Source organism: Nicoliella spurrieriana (assembly GCF_023380205.1).
Classification (GTDB): domain Bacteria; phylum Bacillota; class Bacilli; order Lactobacillales; family Lactobacillaceae; genus Nicoliella; species Nicoliella spurrieriana.
Genome location: NZ_CP093361.1, coordinates 1,397,781 through 1,421,715 on the forward strand (window position 1 = coordinate 1,397,781; position 23,935 = coordinate 1,421,715).

A 23,935-nucleotide genomic window follows, 5' to 3' on the forward strand; every position below is an offset into this window, starting at 1 on the left:
TTATAGGAATTTAACAAACTTCTTGTTACTGGTAATATATTGTCCCTTACCAATGTAGAATCTGGTAATCCCCTTATACTTAACGGCTCTTTGAATCTTGATCTTGGAACCAGGTTTGTAGTAACGGCCCTTGTTATTAGTAAAGGTCGTACTGCTGTGCACCCGGGCCCCCTTCGGATTGATTACCCGGACCAACTTAACCGACTTATTCCGAATGTCCTTTGATTGATAGTAGACATTGGCTACGTAGTCAGGTCTTGCGGTCAGGTAACCAGCTTCCTTATGGTTAGAACGACGGGCAACGTAGTATCTTACCCGGCCATTCTTAGAAAGCGCGATTCTGGTAACCCTAAATTCAGCAATCTGATTTTGTGGTTTAACCACGTACTTCGCGATCCGGTTCTGTTGATTGAAAGTAGGACTCGTTTCGTAGAGGTAAACCGGCTTCTTGTTGTAGATATATTGTGGATGGCGCTTGAGCTTAGCGTTGTAAGCCTTAACGTATCCATCAACATAGCCCTTCGACTGACCAGCAAGTGATGCCGCAGCCTTTGAAGCCCGGTTCGCCGCAGCCACCCCACGGGCATAATCACGCCAGTAAGCACCGGATGATTTTGCAGCGGAGGAACTAGCGCTACTCTGGGTGCTAGTAGCACTGGATGCACTCGAGGCATTGGAACTAGCGTTCGAACTGGTAGCACTACTGCTGTTGGAACTCGTAGCACTAGAAGCATTACTAGTGGCACTGGAAGCATTACTAGTGGCACTGGAAGATTGAGCACTGGACTTAGCACTAGCACTTGATGCACTGGCACTGGCGCTAGCAATCGCACTCGATGCGCTCGCACTCGCACTGGCAATTGCACTAGATACACTTGCACTGGCGCTGGCACTAGCCAAAGCACTGGATTGAGCACTTGAACTAGCACTAGCGCTGGCACTGGCACTCGATGCACTGGCACTAGCCTTAGCACTGGTACTTGATGCACTGGCACTAGCACTCGCACTACTTTGAGCAGCACTGCTCATTTGAGAAGTAGTACTATTTATAGAGTTGTTCGTCACACTAGCAATGTCAGTGGCACTATTTAGTGCACTGACTGCTATTCTAACTTGACTCGCAGCAGAAGCGGCAATCGATTCAGCAACACTAGTTGCACTATTGGCACTGGCGACCACTTGGTTCGCACTATTAGCGGCGCTGGCATAACTACTTGCCAAGTTATTTGCGGAGCTAGCAGCCGTAGGATCACTTGCTAACGCAGCGGAACTAGCGACCCGGTTAGCTGATTGGGCAGCTTGGGTAGCATTGTTGACCACTACTTGAGCGGAACTAGCAGCTGCTTGGTTCGCATTTGCAGTCGCAGTCGCGGAACTAACGACCGTCGTTGCACTGGTCATTGTGGCCATTGCAGAGCTAGCAAGTGAGATGGCGCTGTTGAGGTATGCAGAGGCCATTGAGAAGCTAGCACTACCGTACTTGTTAACGGCACTGGTGTAGTTAGTTTCAGCAGCACTGATGACCCGATTTGCATCTGAAGCCGTGTTCGAGATGTTCGTCGTCATGGATGAGTTAATTCCATTCGTAACGGCAGCAACGGAATTAATGGTCATGTTAGCAGAACTGGTCTGACTAGCAGCAACGCTGGCAGCTTGAGCACTCGCACTAGCTTCATTTGCGTAACTAACCGCAAGGGATGTGTTGACCACAAGCATCCGGGCAGTTACGACCAATGAATCTGCTTGCGCAGCAGCACTGGCAGCGGAACTAGCCTTTTCAGCGTTACTATTTGCAACCGCAGCAGTTTGCGTCACGGTCTGAGTAGCAACACTGGCAACACTCGTAGCACTGGCAATTGCTTGTGCAGCAGAAGCAGCGTAGCTTTCGTAGATCGCAGCAGCAGCATTATCGTTAGCAGCGTACTTCGCAGCAGCGCTAGCCAATGCATTCGCCATTTGAGCTGAATTGCTTTGGACAACTGCATTTGCGGAGCTAGCAACGCTAGCAGCGGAACTAGCGGCAACGAATGCGGAACTAGCGAGGACTGATGCACTCGAGGCAACGCTGTTAGCAGCACTGGCAGAGGTCGCAGCTTGGCTCGCCGCAGCGCTTTGGGCGTTAATCGTACTGTTAGTTGACAACTTAGCTTGCACGCTTGCAATCACTGCATTGTTGCTACCAACCGCTGCACTAGCAGAGCTGGCAGTCCTTGCAGCAACGCTTGTGACCGCATTCGCAGAGTTAGCACCATTGGCACTGGCAGTAGCGCTTTGGGCCCCACTGGCAACGCTTTGGGCACTCATTGAAACTGGAACCACAGTGGAGGCATTGGATGCTAGTTGGATAACCGCTTGGGCGTTAGATTGCAAGGTCGCATTCGCGCTACTAATTACTTGAGCAGCGGAGCTAATGCCCAGGTTCGATTGACTAGCGGCACTTGCCAATTGAGCAGCTTGGGCACGGGCGGAAGTGACCACGGCGTTGGCAGATGATGCCACCACTAGTTGGGCACTTGCCGCCGAGTAGTCACCGGCTTGGGCAGTGGAACTAGCGGCTGCTTGGGCACTGGTGATTACCGCATTGGCACTGGCCGCAGTACTATTAGCAGTTTGGACTGCCACTTGGTTACCATTAGCTTGCATGTTCAGCGAAGCTAAGGCGCTATTTGCAGCACTAACTTGTTGGGCTAGCGACTGGGCGTTGCCAGTAATGACTTGGGTCGCACTGGCAACCGCACTGACCGTCGCATTCGATGGGTTCGTAGCCTTGATCGATGCAACTACGCTATTCGTAGCGTTGATCGAAGCCGCAGCAGTATTTACGCTGGTCGTGGATTGAACGGCAGCACTACTGATTTGACTGGCCTGAACGCTCACGGATTGAACCGCATTGTGATCGACCGTAGTGGCACTAGCAGCAACGCTAGCTTGACTAGCAATTTGCGTAACGTTTGCAGCTACGCTCACTGCAGAGCTAGCGAGGCGGGCAGCTTGGTTCGCACTCGTAATCGTTGCTTGAGCTTGACTGGCAAGTTGTTCGTCAGATTGGGCCTGTTGAGCAGCACTAGCGGCAATCGCTGAGTTTTGACTCAAGACCACGCTAGCGGAACTAGCGAGTTGCCCTAACTGAGCGGCACTGGATGCAGCGCTGATCGTAGCAATATTATTGCTATTGGCAGCAGTCAAGTCGTTATTTGCAACCGCAGAAGCTGCTAGTGAAGCGTAGATGTTAGCAACCCTTACGGCCTCATTGGCAACCGAGTTTGCATTAATGACAACGGCTTGGGCGGAACGAGCAGCCGATTCGGCACTAATTGCCACACTCCGTTGGGCAGTCGCATTGGACAACAAGCTCGTCAATTGAGCATTCGCACTCGCAGTCGTGTTGACAGCCGAAGTAATGGCAGCATTACTTGGGTTGGCACTTGCGATTCCATTGACGTCGTTATTCGAGAGCTGGCCGACATTAGAAGCGCTAGTAACGCTATCGGTAGCAATGCTTGCTGCAGCAGCATCATTATTGATGCCACTAACGGCAACGTTGGCAGCTGATAGGGAATCGCTAGTAGTGGAGTGGACAGCATCAGCGGAGCTAACGGCGGCACTGGTACTACTATTGACCCCAGCGTTAGCAGCACTGTGGAGATCGTTGTAAGCACCCCCGGCAGCAGCAAGTGCAGAATCAGCAACTTGTTGAGCACTAGCGGCTTGAGAAGCTGCTAGACTCGCCTGGGAAGTAGCAAGACTAACCGTGCTGGACTGCGTTGCAATTGATTGGTTCAACGATTGTAGTTGTTGAACCGCCCCAGATGCCTGGGAGTTCAAGTAACTACCATAACTGGAGTTCCCGTTTTGGTAAGCTTGAACGGCCTGGCTAGTCAATTGACCAACGCTAGCGGAGGTTTGACTGGCTTGGGTCTGGTAAACAGAGGCAACGGAGGCCGCGCTACTTGCATTGTTAAATGCGCTGGTAGCAACGCTTGCAGCTTGGTTGGCAGTCGAGTTAGCGGAACTAACTAGGCTGGCAGCCGATGAAACCACAAGGACCTGGGTGGCAACTAAACTGTTCCCACTGGCAGCTTGGGCTAAGCTATTAGCACTCGCAACCAATCCATTGACCTGCGTATTATCGCTGGTCGTGGATTGAGCAGCTTGACTAGCCTGTTGGGCATAGCTGAATGCCGAGCTAGCGGTACTAAAGACCTGTCCTGCGATCGAAGTGTTTTGAACGAGCGCAGCAGTTGCGGAACTGTTCAATGCACTAGCGTTTGAACTGGCCATCCGGTTATTAGCCACCGCACTGGCGACCACTAGGGCGGCCGATGAAATGACGGCACTGGCACTATCAACCACGGCACTGGCAGAACCAGCTTGTGATTGAACGAGTGCAGCAATTGAGCTAGCTGCAGTGGCATCGTTAGCATAGCTCGTAACCAGACTAGCGTAACTAGCGGCCAGGCTGGCAGCACTAGATGCTTGAATCCGTGCTTGGTTCGCAGCGGAAGCATCCCCAGATTGAGCAGCCGTTGAAGCAGCGGCGGCGGCTTGACTGGCAATGATTCCAGCAGACACAGCTGCCTGGTTCGTCTGACTTGCACTAATGCTATTGGCATTTGCCCGTTGACTTGCTGACGCAGCAACGCTCGCAGCGGAACTAGCAATGCTATTCGCGCTAGCAGCTTGACTGTTAGCAATCTTCGCATCGGTATTCGCGCTTAGGATCGTGCTGTTCGTCGCATTGGCACTAGCGGTTGAATCAATCGTCGTAGCCTGGCTACTTGCAAGCATGTTTTGTTGACTGGCACTCGCCGAACTAGCATTGGTGCTAGTAGCGTTAGCACTAACAGCTGCTGAACTAGCACTGACTGCCGAGTTCGTAACCCCGGCTTGACTGGTTACTACCGTTGCACTGGAGTTAAACTGACTAGCAATCGTAGCATAGCTAGCGGCGGAACTAGCGACCGCAGCGATTGAAGCGGCCCGGTCAATGACACTACTCATTGATTGAGCAACCGAACTATCGGCAATTGCAGCACTAGCGGCGCTTTGGGCACTACTGGTGAATTGAGCTGCTGAAGCACTTGCAGCACTGATGCTTGTGATTTGGGCACTTGCAATGCTTGCGTAACTATTAGCGATTGAGTTCAAACTAGCAGCCTGGGAGAATTGCTTAGTGGCATTGGCAACGGAAGCTTGGCTTCCCAAGATACTTGCCATTTGCGCATTGGAACTAGCAATTTGGGCGGCCTGACTAGCAATCATTCCAGCGGAACTAGCAGCAGCATAGTGACTATTAGCAAGGCTGCTTTGAACGGCAGCATCACTATTCGCACTGGATTGCGCTGCGACCGCAGCACTGATTGCAGCACTTGCAGAACTAATCGTGGCATTGCTGGAGTTGTTATTTACGATCGTGTTCACAGCGACCGAACCAGCTTGTCCGGAGTTCAGTGCACTTTGAACGGCTTGGTTTGCACTATTGACCTGCGTATTAGCAGCACTGGCACTCGTAATTCCAGTGACGGTCGAACTAGCGTAGCTGACCGCAGTGTCACTAGCAGAACTAGCGGTACTACTGTTGAAGACGTTCACGGTTGCGTTGGAACTGCTGAGGCTTCCGGCAATGGATTGAGCACTAGCGTTAACGCTGTTCAAGCTCGTCATTGCGACTTCGATCGTATTGGTATCCCGAATTGCTTGGGCAGCGGCAGCACTAGCATCACTAGCCAGCTTAGTTGCGGCTTGGGCAGCCGTACTTACCACCACTTCATTCCGGGCAATCGCAGCAGCTGATTGACTAACTTGGGCACTGTAGGTGTCCCCTAGTGATTGGGCTCCGGTATGGTATGCGGAGGTGGCTAACGTAGCGTTGCTTTGCATTGCGGCACTGGCGCTGTTCATCTCGGCCGTGGTGCTTGCGACCGCAGCACTGAGTGAATCAGCGGCAGCACTAGCACTAGCGGCAATTGAATTTTGCAAGCGTCCATCGTTGGCGGCCACACTAATCGTAGCAGCTAATTGATTGGCCTGACTAGCAACGCTGGCAAATGCAGAACTAGCGTTCGAAGCGAAGCTATTGATCGTATCGACCACGTTGGTAGCACTGGATTGGTTCGCATTGATCTTAACCACTGCTGAGCTAGTAACTGGTGCAGCGCTAGCGGCAACTTGTGACCCGCTGGTAACTGGGGCCACGGAAGCGCTCGCTACCGCGACGTTATTAGTAGCACTAGCGGAGGTCGCATTGACCGCATTGATCGACGCATCTTCGGCACTCGCAGCACTTTGAGCACTAGCGGCTGCCAATGATGCGGCAATTGAGAACTGGTTAGCATTGATTTGCGCATCAGTAGCGTGGCTAGCAGCTAAGCTAGCAGTGTTGGTTTGACTAGCAGCGGCTAGTGATTGTTGCAATGCAGAACTAGCTTGTTGGTTCGCAACGCTTACGAGGCTTTGGGCCGCAGCAGCGTATGCTGAACCAGCGTCACTCTTCCCATCGAGATATGCTGAGGTCGCTTCCGCATCGTTAAATGCAATTAATGAAGCATATGATGGAATGGCGGAACTAGCACTGGCAACCAGACTTGCTGCTTGGGAAGCCGCACTCGCAGCAACGCTCGCAACGACTGCTTGGGAAGCAGCGATTGAAGCCATTGTTGAAGCCTGGGTAGCAGCACTGTTGGTCGTTGCAGCAAATTGACTTACGACCTTATTGGCAGCGTGTTGACTAGCTAATGAACTCGTCGATGCAACGCTGTTTTGAGCCGTACTATTAGCACCACTGGCTGAAGCAGCAGCACTAGCAGCAGTCTTTGCATATTGATCCGCATCATTGGCGGTGTTATTAACGCCGGACAGTGCAGCAGAAACGATTGCAGCGGCGTTGTTAGTGGCACCACTGTGGCTGATGGCATTGGAGTTTGCATTATTAGCTTGACTAGCGGCAGCGACGGCTTGACGCTTAGCGGAGTCAGTCAATGAAGCAGCGTTTGAAGCAAGCGATGCATAACTGGATGCAAGGCTAGCAGCGGTACTTGCGGTACTCTTAGCAGCTTCAGCGATGTTAGATTGTGCAATTGCATCGCTTTGGGCACTGTTCAAGCTAGTAGCAGCACTGGCAGCTTGGGAAGCCAAGATACTCCCTAGTCCGTTGTTACCGGCACTGTATGCAGAATTAGCACCCTGGCCCAGTGAGTTGACCGCCTTGACTCCATCGGCAATCTTTTGATTATCGGTGGTAGCCTGGTTAGCAGCGCCCATGGCAGCAGCCGAAGCACTCGCAGCAACGTTGACCTGCGTCGTAACGTTGATCAAAGCAGCGGTCGTAGCACTCGCAGCAGAGTTAGCAACGCTTGCGGCAGTAGCAACTGCACTGTTGGTCGTGTTTTGAGCGGCAATGCTATTAATGTCAGTCGCATTTTGGTTAGCAACTGCATTATAACTATTTACCGCACTCCCAGCTTGGTTGGCATCGTTTGCGTAACTAACCGCTAGGCTAGCATTGCTCGTGACCCCGCTAACGGTATTGGCATTCGCAGAGTTAACTGCATTGGCCGATGAGTTAGCAGAGTTTGCGCTGTTCGAAGCAGCACTTTGGCCATTGATGGCGTTACTGATGGTAGCACTCGCACTGGTGACCACTGAATTAGCACTGTCAACGACGCTTGCAGCACTGGTAGCGGTACTTTGGGCAGCAGTGACGCTCGCAGATTGAGCTGAGGCATCAGCGCTAGCCTGATTAGCAGCACTGTTGGCGACCGTTGCAGCCGAAGCAGCTGAAGCAGCGATGCTTGCAGCACTTGCGGCGGCATTGGAATCACCAGCTTGTGCATAGGAGCTAGCAGCAACGGCAGCACTGGAAGCTTGCGCATCAGTACTGGCGGCCGTGGCATTGGCTGAACTTGCGGCTTGGTTGGCAGCACTCATTGATTGAGCGGCTGAACTAAGCGTAGCATTGGCCGAACTAGCAACTACGGTTGCGGAGCTAGCGTCACTGGCAGCACTAGTGGCAGCTGAATTAGCTTGGCTAATGACAGCATTGCTTGGTTGCAAGCTAGCTTGACTAGCGATGTCAGCCGCTCCACTAGCAACCGCGCTGTTCGTGATCGTAGCGGAACTAACGACGCTTTGCGTGTTAGCAGCAGCTTGATTGGCCCCAGCAGATTGACCGGAGACGGCCGCACTGGTGTTGGCGGTACTGGAATGCATCTGAGCAGCAATCGAAGCGTCGGCACTGGCCTGGCTTGCGATTTGGTTAGCATTGGTTGCATTCGCAGCAGCACTAACGATGCCAGCAATTTGCGCCTTCAAGGCTTCAGCTGACTTTTCAGCACTCAGGGCAACGCTGGCGTTGCTTTGGGCCGCTGAAGTAGCGATGGCAGCTGATTGTTGAGCAGCCCCGGCACTGGCCACTAGCGTGTTGGCAGCACTGGCATAACTAGCAGAAGACGAGTTAAAGGCGCTTGCTTGGGTGTAGTTATGGTTACTCATTGCGGAGTTGGCTTGGCTCGTAAAGAGACTGGCTAAGTTCACATTGGAACTAGCAACTGCATTGATGCTAGTAGCAACACTAACGGCAACGCTAACGGCATTAAATGCTGAGTTAGCGGCAACGCTAGCCTGCTTAGCAGTCGAATCAACCGCACTGAGGGTCGCACTCGCTTGATTGTAGGCAACATTAGCACTATTGACCGCAGCATTACTTGGGTTTGCACTCACGTAGCTGCTCATCAAGGCGCCCTGTTGGGTCGCAATTGCGGAATCACTATTAACCACGCTCGTAGCGCTACTTGCAATTTGGTTAGCGTCAAAGGCCGCCTTGGAGTTTCCATTAGTAAATGAGGCCGCACTCGTGGTCTGTGACAAGACGGAACTAGCTTGGGCACTATTGGCACTCGCCCGTGATGATTCAGCAGCGGAGGCACTAGATTGAACCTGAGCAACGGATTGATATGCAGTGTTGATGGCACCACTAGCAGCAGCGGCCTGATTTTGATCAACCACGGCTTGACTAGCAGCAACGCTAGTCACTACGGTTAAGCTGTTGTTTTGAACAGCCAAACTAGCGGCAGCACTGGCTTGTTGAATGGCAACTGAAGCAGTCGATTGGGCGTTAGCCACGGCAATTGAACCGGCCACTTGGTTCCCATTTTGGTAAGCAGTAGCGGCAGCACTAGAGTAGGCACTGGCTTGGTTAGCTGCGGTTTGGGCAGCTGATTGGTAACTAGCAATGGAAGTGTTATTTTGATGAATCATTGCATTCGCACTACTTGCAACCGAGTGGTTAATGGAAGCATCCTGGTTCGCACTACCGATTACAGCCATTGCACTAGAAGCAACCATTGCAGCACTGGCAATCACAGGATCACTTGGGTTGTTACGGTTAGCGTTACTGATTGCACTAGCAACCTGAGCAGCACTCGTCGCATCCCCATTCGTTGCTCCAGCAGCCGAACTAGCGACTGCACTGTAACTGTCGGCATTGGTTTGATCGACTTGGGCCACGCTCGATGCATTGGCACCGGAAGTAGCAGCTGACTTCGCAGCCGAAGCAGCGGAACTAGCAATCATGTTCCCGGATTGACCACCGTTAACGATTGCATTCGCAGAACTGTTCAATTGGTCAATCATGTTCGAAGCTGACGTAGCAGCACTCAAGGCGATTGAGCCATTGATGGCAGCGGTACTGGTAACCCCGGTTAAGGAGTTGACCAACGTAGCGTTGCTGGTCAAGGTTTGAGCAGCGGAACTAGCAGTTGCAATCGCTTGACTAGCGGTTGCCCGGTAGCTATCGGCAGCACTTGGGTTTCCAGATTGGTAAGCGGCATTGGCCATGCTATCAGCATTGGAAGCTTGTGCCAAGTTACTTTGAACCGTACTATCTAGCGTTGCGTTATTGCTTTGAACGTACTTGATGGTGCCATTAGCACTCGTGGCCAAGCTAGCAGCGGAACTAGCCATTTGATTAGCAGACGTAATGACTGCATCGGCTGAGTTAGCAGCGCTAGCATAACTAGCAAGTGAGCCGTTCGATGGGTTAGCATTAGCAAAGCTGTTGATGCCAGCGTTGACCGAACTAGCAGTCTGTGAAGCCGTGCTAGTAGCAGTCGCCTCGCTATTGGCAATGCTGGTGTAACTATCAGCAGCACTGGCGTTAGCATTGGCAGCTGAAACGGCACTCGTGGCAACTGATGAGATCGTTTGTGCCGTTGCACTGTTGTTGCCGGCATTGGATGCACCGTTGTTGGCCTGACTAACCACGGAGTTCGCAACGCTAGCAGCATTGCTGACCGCTTGGTTCGCAGAATTAGCAAGGGCTTCATCACTGATGGCCCGACTGGCAGCAACACTAGCAATGCTAGTTTGTCCAGCAACGACAGCGGCTTGGGAGCTAGCTACGCTAGATTGCGTGCTGATATCTTGGGCGAAGGAGTTCGCAGAAGCAAGGTATTGATCACCTTGTGAGTTGTTCCCCTTTTGGTAAGCATCGTTTGCTAATGCGACCAGCGTATTCGCATTGTTAGTAGCAACACTGGCGGCACTCGCAGCTTGGTTCGCAGCAACAGCGGCACTCGCAGCCGATTGTTTAGCGGCGTTTGCGATGCTGGATTGAGCGTTGGCATCTGAACTAGCACTGTTTGCAATCGCAGCATTGGAAGTGGCGATTGATTGTTGTTGTTTTAGAATTGAATTGTTTGGATATGCACTAGCCGCATTACTAATCGTTGCCGCATTACTATTAACGGCGTTGGTAGCACTATTAGCAACACTGGCTGCAGAAACAGCTTGGCTAGCTAGTTGGCTAGCAGCATTGTTATTGTTGTTAGCCTGGGTGTTATTACTGAACGTTGCGTCCGCATGCTTGCTAGTGGCACTAGCAATTGAACTGGCGGACTTACTACCGTCTTGGCCACTACTCAATGCAGCACTTCCGGCAGCACTCGCACTTTGGGCAGTACTATTAGCAGCACTAGCTACCGTGTTCGCACTTTGGGCAACGCTATTTGCGGACGCAGCATCATTTGCAGCAGCCGAAGCAGCTGCATTGGCTGAATCAGCAGCAGATTGAGCGTTCGTAGCTGCACTGGCAGCGCCACTGGCGATGACAGCAGCTGAACTGGCGGCACTACTGTTCCCTGCGCTAGCGTAACTAGCGGCAGCGATTGCAGCGGAACTGGCAGCAGCATTGGCACTGGCCCCGACTACATTGGCAGAACTAGCAACTGCGGATTGGCTCGCCACTACGCTACTATCATTTGCAGCTTGACTCTTAGCGGAGTTAGCAGTCGATGCAGCGGAAGTGGCAGTTGAAGCAGCGGAGCTTGCGATCGCAGCAGCGGATTGAACGGCAGCGTTGCTGGAGTTCAACGATGCTAAGACCGAAGCGGAAGTGCTTGCCGTGTTGGCAGCAGCAGCAGTGTTCGTAGCGGCACTCGCGGCGGTATTAGCTGAATTGTAAGCAGAAATAACACTTGCGGAAGCTGCGTTAACGGCGTTGCTGTCCACAATGATGGCATTAGAAGCACTAGCGGCAGTGGAAGCATAACTTGACGCCCAACTTGCATCGCTATCAGCACCACTGGCGGCTTGGGCATTGCTCAAGGCGTTGGCAGCAGCAGAGCTTGCGGCATTGGCAACCGAACTATCAGCTTGGGCCTGGGCCGCAGCGGATTGCGCATCGGTATTAGCAGCCGATGCGATCGCAGCTTGACTGGTAGCCACTGAAGCTTGGGCTGCCATTGCAGAAGCAGTCGAGGCAGCTTGGGAAGTTAGTAGTGCCCCCTGCGTAGTATCACCATTGGTGTAAGCGGTATTAGCGGCACTAACTAAGCTGTTGACCGCACTTGCATTGGAAGCAGCGGTATTAGATGCCACGTTGGCCGTACTTGCGGCACTGGAAGCAACTTGGTACTTACTGTTAGCAATGCTAGATTGACCCTTCGCATCAGCGGTGGCCACGCTTGCTGCTACACTAGCTGAGTTTGCAACCGCAGCTTGGGCACTAATGTAACTATTGGCAGCATTACTGCTGTTCGCAGTGGCAATGCTGTTGATCGTCCCCGCCACGCTTGTGATCTGAACACTATCACTAGCGGCCACTGAAGCAGCGGCACTGGCAGTTTGGGCAGCATTCGATGCAGCGTTGGCATCGTTATTTGCGGCACTCGCAGCGGCAGCGGTAACTGAGTTGTAGCTGTTGGCGGTGCTTGCAGTTCCGGAGTTGTTCCCGGCAGCAGCAGCGGCGGAGCTAGCAACTGAGGCCGCAGCACTGTTAGCGGAGTTCGCAATTGAATTATCCGCACTGGCAGCACTATTAGCAGAAGCAGCAGCGCTGTTGGCAGCATTGGCATCACTAGTGGCAGCATCAGCGATCGACTTAGCATTCGCAGCAGCGGAAGCAGCAGTCGATGCGGTGTTAGCAGCCGAACTAGCGATCATTGCAGCTGAGCTAGCGGCACTACTATCACCACTTTGGGCAGCAGTCGATGCCACCGCACTAGCTGAACTAGCAGCCGCACTAGCGGTTGATGCCACCTTGGTAGCGGAAGCAGCCGTTGAGTTTTGGGCACTGATCACAACCGAAGCTGAACTAGCCTTGGAGTGGGCAAGCGAAGCATTCGATGCTTGACTTGCGGCATCCGAAGCAGCCGATGATGCACTGGAAGCTAATGATGCAATCGCTGAGTTCTTCGGATTGGTTGCTGAGGTTACAGCAGCATTCGAAGCAGCAGCACTGGCTGATTGCGCCTGAGTAGATGCGCTAGCAGCTGAATTAGCGGTGGCGGAATTAATGCCACTGGCAACTGAAGAATCATGGTTCGTTGCAATTGCAGCCGAACTAGCAGCGCTGGAGTAACCACCAGCTTGGCTAGCTGCGCTAGCGGCATTCGATGCATAACTAACCGCGGTATTGGCATTTGAAGCAGCCGCAATGGCGGAAGTCATGGCACTACTCAAGCTATTTGCAACCGTTGCCCCACTAACGGCAACCGATGCAGCAGATTGGGCAATTCCGGTAGCAATCGATGCAGCGGCACTATTGGCCTTAGTGCTATCTGCAAATTGACTTGCAGCAGAAGCGTAGTTAGCAGCGGTGGAGTTAAATTGACTCGCCTGCGTGTAGTTACCGGCACTAATGGCAGCGATTGCTTGACTAGCGTTTTGACTAGCAAGGCTAGCATTCACGCTGACCATGGTATGATTGCTGCTTGCAGCAGAAGCGGCAGCACTGGCAACTTGGTATTGACTGGATGCGATCGTGGAAGCACTATCAACGTTGGTCTTAACCCCGGATAGTGCGGCACTGGCACTGTTAAATGCAGAACTAGCACTCGCAATTGCAGCGTTCCCAGAGTTAGCAGGGTTCATAGCATAGCTGTTCATGACCGTACTTTGGGCGTTGGCATTGTTAGATGCGCTCGTAACGGCTGCGTCAGCTGAGCTAGCGGTACTGTTTGCAAGGGATGCCTTAGCAGCATCAGCATTCGCACCACTTGCGTAGGCCGATGCGGCAGCGTTAGCAGAACTAGCATTACTATTCGTGTTTGCGGCACTGGTCGTTGCCCCGCTGCCTTCATTTGCAGCGGCACTATTAGCAGCACTGGCAATTGAATTCAAGGCCCCGTTCGCATCACTGATGCTTGCTTCATCCTTCACCGCCTGTTCAGCAGCAGTTGAAGCAACCTGGGTTAAACTAGCGGTGGATTGAACGTAATCAGCAGTTTGAGTAGCGGTGGAACTAGCGATGTTGGCATATGAAAGGGCGGACTTCATAGCGGAGTCCCCACCGGCAACGTTACCGGCATCATAAGCGGAGATGGCTAGGCTATTAGCAAGCGAAGCGACGCCAGAATTACTTGCAACGACGCTGCTGGCAGCTGAAATAGCCACTGCATAGGAACTAGCAGCACTATAAGCACTTGCAGCAATGCTCTTTTGAGTTTGCGCATCGGCATTAATGCTATTGATCGTCCCCATCACACTCGTAGCAGCGGAAGCAGCGCTTTGGAAGGCAGCGTTACTTGGATCCTTAGCTAGGTAGCTCGTAATGGAACCATTCGTAGCACTAGCATTCGAGGCGGTCCCATTCACAACGCTGGCAGCGGATGACGCAATTGCATTGTATGAACTAGCTGAAGCCACGTTGGTATTGGCAACGGCATAGTTACTAGTAATTGCACTAGCAGCGGCACTAGAAGCGTTGGAAACGGAAGCCACTGCACTGTTGCCGTTTTGTGCAGCATTATTAGCACTATTTGCGGCATTCGATGCATTCGCAAAGCTACTCATTTGAACAGCAATTTGTTGTACGTCGTTTGCAGCACTGGATGCAGCCACACTGGCAATGTGGGTGTAACTCAAGATGGCACTAGAGTGATCAAGCATCGTTTGAGCAGCGGTCGAAGCAGCAACGGCAGCATTACTTGCGGCAGTCGAGTAGCTATCACCATCAGAAGCACTTCCGGCCAGGTATGCTGAGTTTGCAAACGCAACGTTAGCAGAAACGGCAACGGAAGCTGATGAAATGGCAACGCTTAGTGAGCCATCAGAAGCATGAATCGAACTAGCAACACTAGCAGCGCTAGCAGCAATTGATTTTTGTCCCTGTGCATCAGCATTGTATGAAGCAATCGTAGCGTTAGCTAAACTAGCGGCAGTGGCGTAACTAGCTAATGATAGGTTAGCTGAGTTTGCACTCGCCAAACTAGCAATCCCATTGTTGACTGAATTAATGCTGTCAGCATTGGAACTAGCGAGGCTGGCGGATGATGACGCAGCTCCGGCATATGAATTAGCAGCACTGACGTTGGCTGAGTTACCAGCAACCACACTGCCGGCAACGACGCTGGCAGAAGCGGCGGTACTGTTCTCATTGTTACCATTGGAAGTAGCGTTATTAGCTTGGGCAGCAGCGGATGAAGCAGCGGCATTGTAAGACGTGGCACTAGCGGCAGCGGCACTGGCGATTGCTTGAGCGGCGATGGCTTTTGAAGCCGCAATCGAACCGGCACTGGTGGCAGCAGCAGCAACTGATGATTGCGTAGCCGCGTCGTCAGCTTGGGCCTTCATTGCAGCAGCGGAGTTCGCAGCTTGGGCAGCATAGATGGAACCGTCAGTGGCATCACCATTGGTGTATGCACTATTGGCAGCAGCAACTAAACTAGCAACGTTACTAGATGCGGAGCTAGTAAGGGTCGCATCGAAGCTGGCCTTACTTGCCGCAACACTAGCAGCTGCATAGGCACTGTTGGCAACGCTCGATTGGGTATTCGCATCAGCTAAGGCACTAGCAGCAACGCTAGCAGCAGATGTAGCTAGTGAAGCTTGGGCGCTGACAACGGTGTTCTTGTCATTGGCCTTAGCGAGGCTATTGGCAGCAGCCGCATTACTTTGCGCAGTGCCATTGTAACCACTAGTAGCAACCGCAGCGGAACTAGCTTGGTTCGCATAGTTCAATGCCTGTTGAGCATTGGCACTAGCGGCACTGGCAGCTTGATCAACCACTGAGTTATAACTAGTGGCAGAAGCATTCGTGTTGGCATTTCCACTGGCAGCCGACTTAACAGCATCGGCAGTCGAAGTGGCAGCCGAATTAGCAGAACTAGCAACGCTATTGTAAGCACTAGCAGCACTATTGGCGGCATTGGCCGTGCTGTTGGCAGCACTAGCGTCGCTTGCGGCAGAGTCGGCAGTGGACTTCGCAGCCGCAGCGGACGCTGCAGCGTTGGAAGCAGCAGTGGCAGCGGAACTAGCGATTACAGCGGCTGAGCTAGCAGCACTACTATTCCCGCTTTGGGCTGCAGTCGAAGCAACTGCGGAAGCGGAACTAGCGATTGCACTGGCGCTCGCAGCAGTTGAAGCTGCCGAATTGGCAATCGTATTTTGCGAATCGACCACTGCTGAAGCTGAGTTAGCCTTAACGTGTGCAGATGAAGCAGTTGCGGCTTCACTAGCGGCATTGGAAGCTGCCGTTGAGGCACTGGCTGCTAGGGATGCGATTGCAGAATTACTTGCATTCGTAGCCGAAGTAATGGCAGCGGTCGAAGCAGCGGCACTGGCTGACTTAGCCTGAGCAGCGGCACTAACGGCAGCACTTGCGGCACTCTCGTTTGCAGCGCTAGCAGCCTTTGAATCATCATTCGTAGCTGAAGCAGCGGCACTTGCGACACCGGAGTAACTACCGGCTTGACTGGATGATCCAGAAGCATTGGATGCATAACTAACGGCCGCGTTGGCAGTTGAAGCGGCAGCGACGGCAGAATCAACATCCTTGCTCAACCCATTGGCAGTCGTTGCATCAGAAGCGGCAACGGAAGCAGCGGATTGCGCAACGCCAGTGGCAGTTGAAGCGGTAACACTAGCCGCATTGGCACTGTCTGCAAATTGACTTGCAATGGCAGCATAACTACCAGCAGTCGAGTTCAGTTGACTTGCCTGCGTGTAATTACCGGCACTATTAGCAGCAACTGCTTGACTGGCATTTTGGTTTGCTAAGCTAGCGTTCACACTGGCCATTTGACTGTTACTGTTAGCAACGGAAGCAGCAGAACTAGCAACTTGATACTGACTAGCAGCCACAGTGGAAGCACTATCAACATTTGATTTAACCCCGGATAATGCGGCACTGGCACTACTAAATGCAGAACTGGCACTAGCGATGGCAGCGTTGCTAGCGTTAGCAGAACTAGTAAAGTAGCCGTTCATCACTGAGCTTTGGGCATTCGCATGGTTGGAAGCACTCGTAACCACCCCGTCAGCTGAACTAGCGGTACTGTTGGCAAGCGATGCTTTGGCAGCATCAGCATTAGCGCCACTAGCAGCAATTGAAGCAGCGGAGTTTGCGGAATTAGCTTCACTGGCCGTGCTAGCAGCCCCGGCACTGGCACCACTACCTGCATTGGCAGCAGCACTGGCAGCGGCACTGGCAATCGTGCTCATTGAAGCGTTTGCAACGGTGGCGTTGGTTTCATCATCCTTCGCCAGGCTAGCAGCAGTGGAAGCAACACTCGTCAAACTAGTGGTTGCAGATGCGTAACTAGAGGTCATCACTGCAGTTGAGCTAGCAAAGCTGGCGTATGAAGCAGCTGAAACCATCGCAGAACTACCAGCAACCTGGTTGCCGGCATTGTAAGCAGAAACAGCTAAGCTTTCCGCAACGGAAGCGGCAGTGGAATTGTTCGAAACCACTGTGCTTGCGGATGCAATTGCATTGACGTACGAACTAACGGCAACGTAGGCACTATTAGCAGTACTGCTTTGGAATTTAGCATCGGCATTCAAGCTATTGATCGTAGCCATGACACTCGTAGCAGCAGCCGAAGCACTCTGGAATGCAGAGTTCTTTGGATCCTTTGCAACGTAGCTATTAATTGAATCATTGGTAGCACTAGCTGAATTAGTCGTGGCATTTACGGCACTCGCAGCGGATGCAGCAGCGGAGTTGTAGCCACTAGTAGCAGTTAAGTTGCCACTGGCAACGGCGTAGTTACTGTTAATTTGACTAACGGCAGCACTAGATTCATTGGATGCGGAAGTCACCGCAGTCGTACCACCCTTAGCGGCACTGGCAGCACTATCAGCAGCGGATGAAGCACTGTTGAAGTTGCTGATTTGAACTCCCATTTGGTTCACGGCATTCGATGCATTCGAAGCAGCGGTACTTGCTACGGCAGTGTAGCTAGCAATGGCGCTGGAATTATTAAGCAACGTTTGCGCAGCATTTGAAGCATCCGTGGCGGCTTGACTAGCAGCCTTGGCGTAATTATCACCATCGGATGAACTGCCGGCTAGGTAAGCGGAGTTGGCAGCAGCAACGTTGGTAGCCACCGCACTCGATGCACTGGTGATGGTACTACTCAACGTACTATCGGAAACATGGACCACACTCGCAACGCTGGCGGCACTAGCTGCGATGCTGGCTTGAGCACTAGCATAAGCAGCCCCCGAAGCAATCAACGAGTTCGCAGCAGACGCTGCAGTGGCAGCGCTGGCTACGGAAGCGTTGGCGGAGTTCGCACTGGCAAGGCTAGCAATGGAAGTATTAACGGCGTTGATACTGTCAGCACTATCACTAGCTAACTTAGCTGATGAGGCTGCATTGGATGCATATGAACTAGCTAAACTGACGTTGGTCTCGTTACCGGCCACGACACTACCAGCAACGGAGCTAGCGGAAGCGGCGGTGCTGTTTTCATTGGAGCCATTGTTAGCAGCATGGTTAGCTTGACTAGCAGCGGAACTAGCAACGCTAGTGGCGCTTGAAACAGCGTCATTGGCATTCTTAGCATCTGTTTGGGCAGATTCAGCGACTGAAGCAGCGGAAGAAGCCGTTTGAACGGCAACGCTAGCAGCATTCGATTGAACAACTGCATCGCTTTGGTAAGCAGCTAAGCTAGCGGCAGCAGAACTGGCTTGGGAATTGAAGACGCTCCCGGCAACCGCGTTTCCAGCATTGTAAGCAGAAACCGCTTGGCTAGCAAAATGATTAACGACTGGCACCCCAGCCGCAGCAGATTGGTTATCCCGATCTGCTTGACTTGCGGCAGCACTGGCGGCGCTGGCGGCACTGGAAGCAACAACGTTCGCACTGGCAGCCACCGTATTGGCGGAAGCAACCACTGCAGCAGCAGATGAAGCAACGACATTTGCAGATGCTACTACCTGGTTATTCGGGTTGGCAGCTGCAATGCTTGCCGCAATGGCAGCGTTACTTTGGGCCACGCTGTTGTATCCACTAGTTCCAGTCGCAGCGCTGCTTGCAGTAACGGAATAGGAACCAGCTAATTTAGCGTTGGCATCGGTTTGACTAGCCGTAACGGAAGTAGCACTAGCATAACTACTTGCAGTACTGTTAGCGACACTGGCACTGCCTGAACCTTGGGTCGTAGCGCTATTGGCACTACTAATGGAGGCATTAGCGCTATCGACTGCAGCACTGGCACTAGCGACCGTACTATTGTTAGTAGCAGCTTGAGACGCAGCAGCACTAGCAAGTGAGGCCTGCTTGCTTGCATCGTTAGCAGCATTGGATGCAGCCGTTGAAGCCGCATTCGCAACGCTAGCGGCGCTGGCAGCGGTTGAAGCGTACGAACTAGCGGCAGCACTATCACCCTTTTGGGCCGCGGAACTAGCTGCAGCAGAAGCATTTGAAGCATCAACACTAGCTGAGTTCGCAGTTGAAGTTTGGTTCGAAACAATTGCATTGTCACTACCGGCAGCGGAGGCAGCATTAGAAGCAATAATACTGTTCGATCCAGCAGCACTAGCAGCGGCACTTGCAACACTGGCGGCGGAACTAACTGCAGCCGCAGCAGATGAAATGGCACTGTTGCTGGAGTTAATTGCGGCCTGTTTAGCAGCAGAATTAGCAGCACTATTGGCGGCATTAGCAGTGCTAGTAGCTGAACTAGCAGCAGAATTAGCGGCACTATTCGCACCGTTAGCATCACTGGTAGCAGCACTCGCAGCACTACTATTCGTATTAGCACCATTAGTAGCACTAGCAGCGGTTTGTGACGAGTTAGAAGCATTGCTTGCGTAACTAGCGGCAGCACTCGCAATCGCAGCAGTGTTAACTGCACTGTTGATTTGATTGACATAACTATTAGCAGCCGATTGATCAGCAATGGCAGCAGCAGCGGCTTCACTAGCCGTTCCCTTGGCAGCACTCGCAGTAGCAGCAGCGTTAGATGCAACTGCGATTTGGGCGCTAGCTGAAGTAGCAGCAGTTGCGGCACTAGCGTTATATGCAGATGCTTGTGAATAGTTTCCAGCGGAATTTGCGGAAAGCGCTTGACTAGCGTAAAGACTGGCCAAGTTAGCATTCGAACTGGCAATGACACTGGCACTATTTGCAGTATTAGCAGCAGCACTCGCAACGCTAGCGGCAGATGACGCCTTCGCCTTTTGACTATTAGCATCAGTTTGGACGCTCGTAATTGCAGCGCTAGCAGCATTCATGGATGCTGCAGCATTACTAATGGCAGCATTACTTGGGTTATTGGATACATACCCACTCATGGTAGCGCTTTGTTGGTCAGCAGTGTTGGAAGCACTCGTGACCACGCTAGCGGCAGATGAAGCTTGGCTTGCATAACTACCAGCAGCTGAAGCATCAGCACCGGCGGCACTAGCAAATGAACTAGTAGCAACACTAGCATTGGAAGCTTCGTTGCTAGCGGCACCTGCGCTTGCGGCACCACTATTCCCAGCACTAGCAGCAGAATTAGCCCCATCGGCAGCACTAGCGGCAGTGGAGGCACTAAATGAAGCTGCATTATTCGCACTTTGGGCAGCGTTGTTCGCACTTTGGGCGGTGCTGTTAGCAGCGTCGGCAGCGTTCTTAGCAGACCCAGCGGCACTGGCAGCACTAGCGGCGTCGGAAGCAGCGGAACTGGCAACTGACTTAGCAGCTGCAGCAGCGCTACTGTCCCCATTATTAGCAGCGCTAGCAGCAGCACTCGCAGCACTGGATGCAATTGAATTAGCAGTTGATCCAGCAACCGCAGCAGAACTAGCAGCACTACTTTGCACAGCTGCAGTGGAGGCAGCGGCACTGGCAACGCCAGCTTGGCTGCTTGCTACGTTCGCCTGACTAGTAGCGGCACTGGCTGCTTGACTAGCAGCAGATGCTAATGATTGAACAGTTGCGTTACTTGGGTTAGCAGATGCAATGACAGCAGCTGAATTAGCAGCCTTTCCTGCATCGGTAGCGTGGCTTTCAGCATTCGATGTAGCGGTAGCAGCACTGGCACTAGCACTATTTGCACTATTAACATCACTGTTAACTGCACTGACATCGATATTAACCACCCCATTAGCACTGGATGCATTGCCAGCATAGCTAGCAGCTGAACTAGCATCACTGACGGCATTCGTAGCGGTGGAGGCAGCGGCAATGGCTGAATTCATCGTACTGTTCAAACCAGCTGCTGAGGTTTGGGCACTAACGGCCTGACTAGCAGCTGATTGAGCGGCACTCGTGGCAGTAGCTGCAGTTTGACTAGCATTCGTAGCAGTGGATGCATTGGTCGAAGCTGCCTTGGCGTAGCTATCGGCGATCGAATTGAATTGACTAGCTTGGGTGTAGTTCCCGGCACTATTAGCAGACAATGCTTGACTAGCATTGGAACTAGCAAGACTAGCGTTCAAACTAGCGGTAGAACTAGCACTATTGGCCGTGGAAGCGGCACTACTTGCAGTTTGGTACTGCGTATTGGCAGCACTGGCAGCAGCATCGGCACTGGATTTAACACTGGTCAATGCGGAACTAGCACTGTTAAATGCGGAACTGGCATTACTGATGGCCGCATTGGATGGGTTAGCCACTTGGTAACTATCCATGGCGCCCTTGCTTTGGGTCGCAGTGTTGGAGTAACTATTAACGACACTATCAGCAGAGCTGGCCGTCGAGTTAGCAATTGATGCCTTATTGGCATCAGCGTTTGCACCACTAGCAGCAGTTGACGCAGCGGTGTTAGCGGAACTAGCCACACTATTAGTGGTAGAAGCACTATTCGTCGCCCCACTCCCAGCATTCGTAGCGGCACTGGCGGCAGCATTAGCGATGGAAGTTAACGAACCATTTGCAACGGTGGCGTTGGATTCATCATCCTTTGCCAGACTAGCGGCAGTCGAAGCAACACTCGTCAAACTAGTGGTTGCGGATGCATAACTAGAGGTCATCACCGCAGTCGAACTAGCTAGGTTGGCGTATGAAGCGGCCGAAACCATCGCAGAACTACCAGCAACCTGGTTGCCGGCATTGTAAGCAGAAACAGCTAAACTTTCCGCAACCGAAGCGGCAACGGAGTTATTGGCAGTCGCCGTGCTTGCGGACGCAATCGCATTGACGTACGAACTAACGGCAACGTAGGCACTGCTTGCAGTACTCTTTTGGGCCTGGGCATCAGCATTCAAACTGTTGATCGTAGTCATCACGCTGTTCGCAGCTGAAGAAGCGCTCTTGAAAGCGGTGTTGGTTGGATCATTTGCGAAGTAGCTATTGACCGTGCTCGTTGTAGCGCTTGCGGACGTTGTGGTCGTGCTTACGGCACTTGCAGCAGATGCAGCAGCGGAATTGTAGCCACTGGCAGAATTTAAGTTGCCACTGGCAACGGCGTAGTTACTGCTGATTTGACTAGCAGCCGCAATGGATGCATTGGAGGCGGAAGTCACCGCAGTCGTACCACCTTGCGCTGCACTAGCGGCATTTGACGCAGCGGACGAAGCACTGTTGAAGTTGCTGATTTGCACCCCGATTTGAGTCACTGCATTCGATGCATTTGACGCAGCGGTACTTGCTACGGCAGTGTAGCTAGCAATGGCGCTGGAGTTATTGATTAAAGTTTGCGCGGCATTCGAAGCATCCGTGGCAGCTTGACTAGCAGCCTTGGCATAATTATCACCAGCTGATGAACTCCCGGCCAAGTAGGCAGAGTTAGCCGAAGCAACGTTGGTCGCAACCGCACTCGATGCACTGGTGATAGTACTACTCAACGTGCTATCGGAACCATGAACCACACTCGCAACACTGGCAGCACTAGCTGCGGTGCTAGCTTGGGCACTGGCATAAGCAGCCCCCGAAGCAATCAACGAGTTTGCAGTAGACGCTGCAGTGGCAGCGCTGGCTACGGAAGCATTCCCAGAGTTAGCACTAGCGAGACTAGCAACTGAATTATTGACTGAGTTAATGCTATCGGCACTAGCGCTAGCTAACTTAGCTGATGAGGCTGCATTGGATGCATATGAACTCGCTAAACTGACGTTGGTCTCGTTACCGGCTACGACACTGCCAGCAACGGAGCTAGCGGAAGCAGCAATACTATTATTGTTACTACCACTATTGGCAGCATTAGAAGCTTGGTTCGCAGCTGATTGAGCGGAATTAACCGCATTCGATCCAGCAAGAACAGCAGCGCTAGCGGTGTTTTGAGCAGCAATTGCACTAGCAGCAGCATTGGAAGCCACTACGGTCGCAGAAGCAGCAATCGAAGCATTCGTTGATGCAGCCGTAGATTGGGCACTCATGCCATCAGCAGCTTGTTTAGCTTGGTTCGCTAAGATGGAACCCTGGGTAATATCACCGGCTGAATATGCACTATTAGCAGCACTAACTAGGCTGTTAACGTTACTTGCCGTAACGCTTGCGTTGTAAGAGTTCAGGTTAGCTGCACTGGCAGCGGAACTAGCCGTACTGTAAGCATTATTAGCAATTGATGATTGACCATTGGCATCTGATAATGCACTGGCAGTGACACTCGCTGCTGAATCAGCAGTGGACGTGTATCCGGCAACCACACTATTCGTCCCATTAGCCTTAGCTAAACTATCAGCAACGGCAGCGTTACTTTGGGCCGTGGTGTTAAAGCTTCCGGTAGCAACAGCAGCAGAACTAGCTTGCGATGCATAGCTTGATGCTTGCTTAGCATTCGCATTGGCAGCACTAACACTAGTCCCAATAGCAGATGCATAACTAGCAGCTTCAGAAGACGTCCCCGTATTCCCACTTGCAGCAGACTTAGCAGCATCGGAAGCAGAACTAGCAGCGCTGTTGGCACTTTGGGCGGTACTGTTAGCGGAACTAGCAGTTGAGCTAGCACTTTGCGCCGTACTATTTGCAGCACTGGCATCGTTGGCAGCTGATTGAGCAGCTGATCTAGCAGCAAAAGCAGATGCAGCAGCATTCGAGGCCGCATTGGCAGCCCCACTTGCAATTACAGCTTCGGAACTAGCAGCTGTGCTATTCCCCGCCTTAGCGTAACTAGCAGCGGCACTCGCAGCACTGGAAGCGGCTGAATTAGCACTGACCCCAGTGGCAGCAGCGGAACTAGCAACGATAGATTGTGAAGCAGCAACGCTACTGTCATTAGCAGCCTGATTCTTAGCAGCACTAGCCACTACGGCGGCACTCGATGCTGTTGATGCAGCAACACTA

General features: G+C 52.4%; 1 protein-coding gene (running past one end of the window). It reads right to left on the bottom strand.

Annotated elements, in window-relative coordinates; translation table 11 throughout:
• Window positions 1-23,935: the 3' portion of a DUF5776 domain-containing protein gene (locus MOO44_RS07260; protein WP_260116471.1), read on the bottom strand. The gene runs 18,437 nt beyond the window's last position; only the last 23,935 of its 42,372 coding nucleotides appear in the window; its start codon lies off the right edge, out of view; its stop codon occupies window positions 1-3.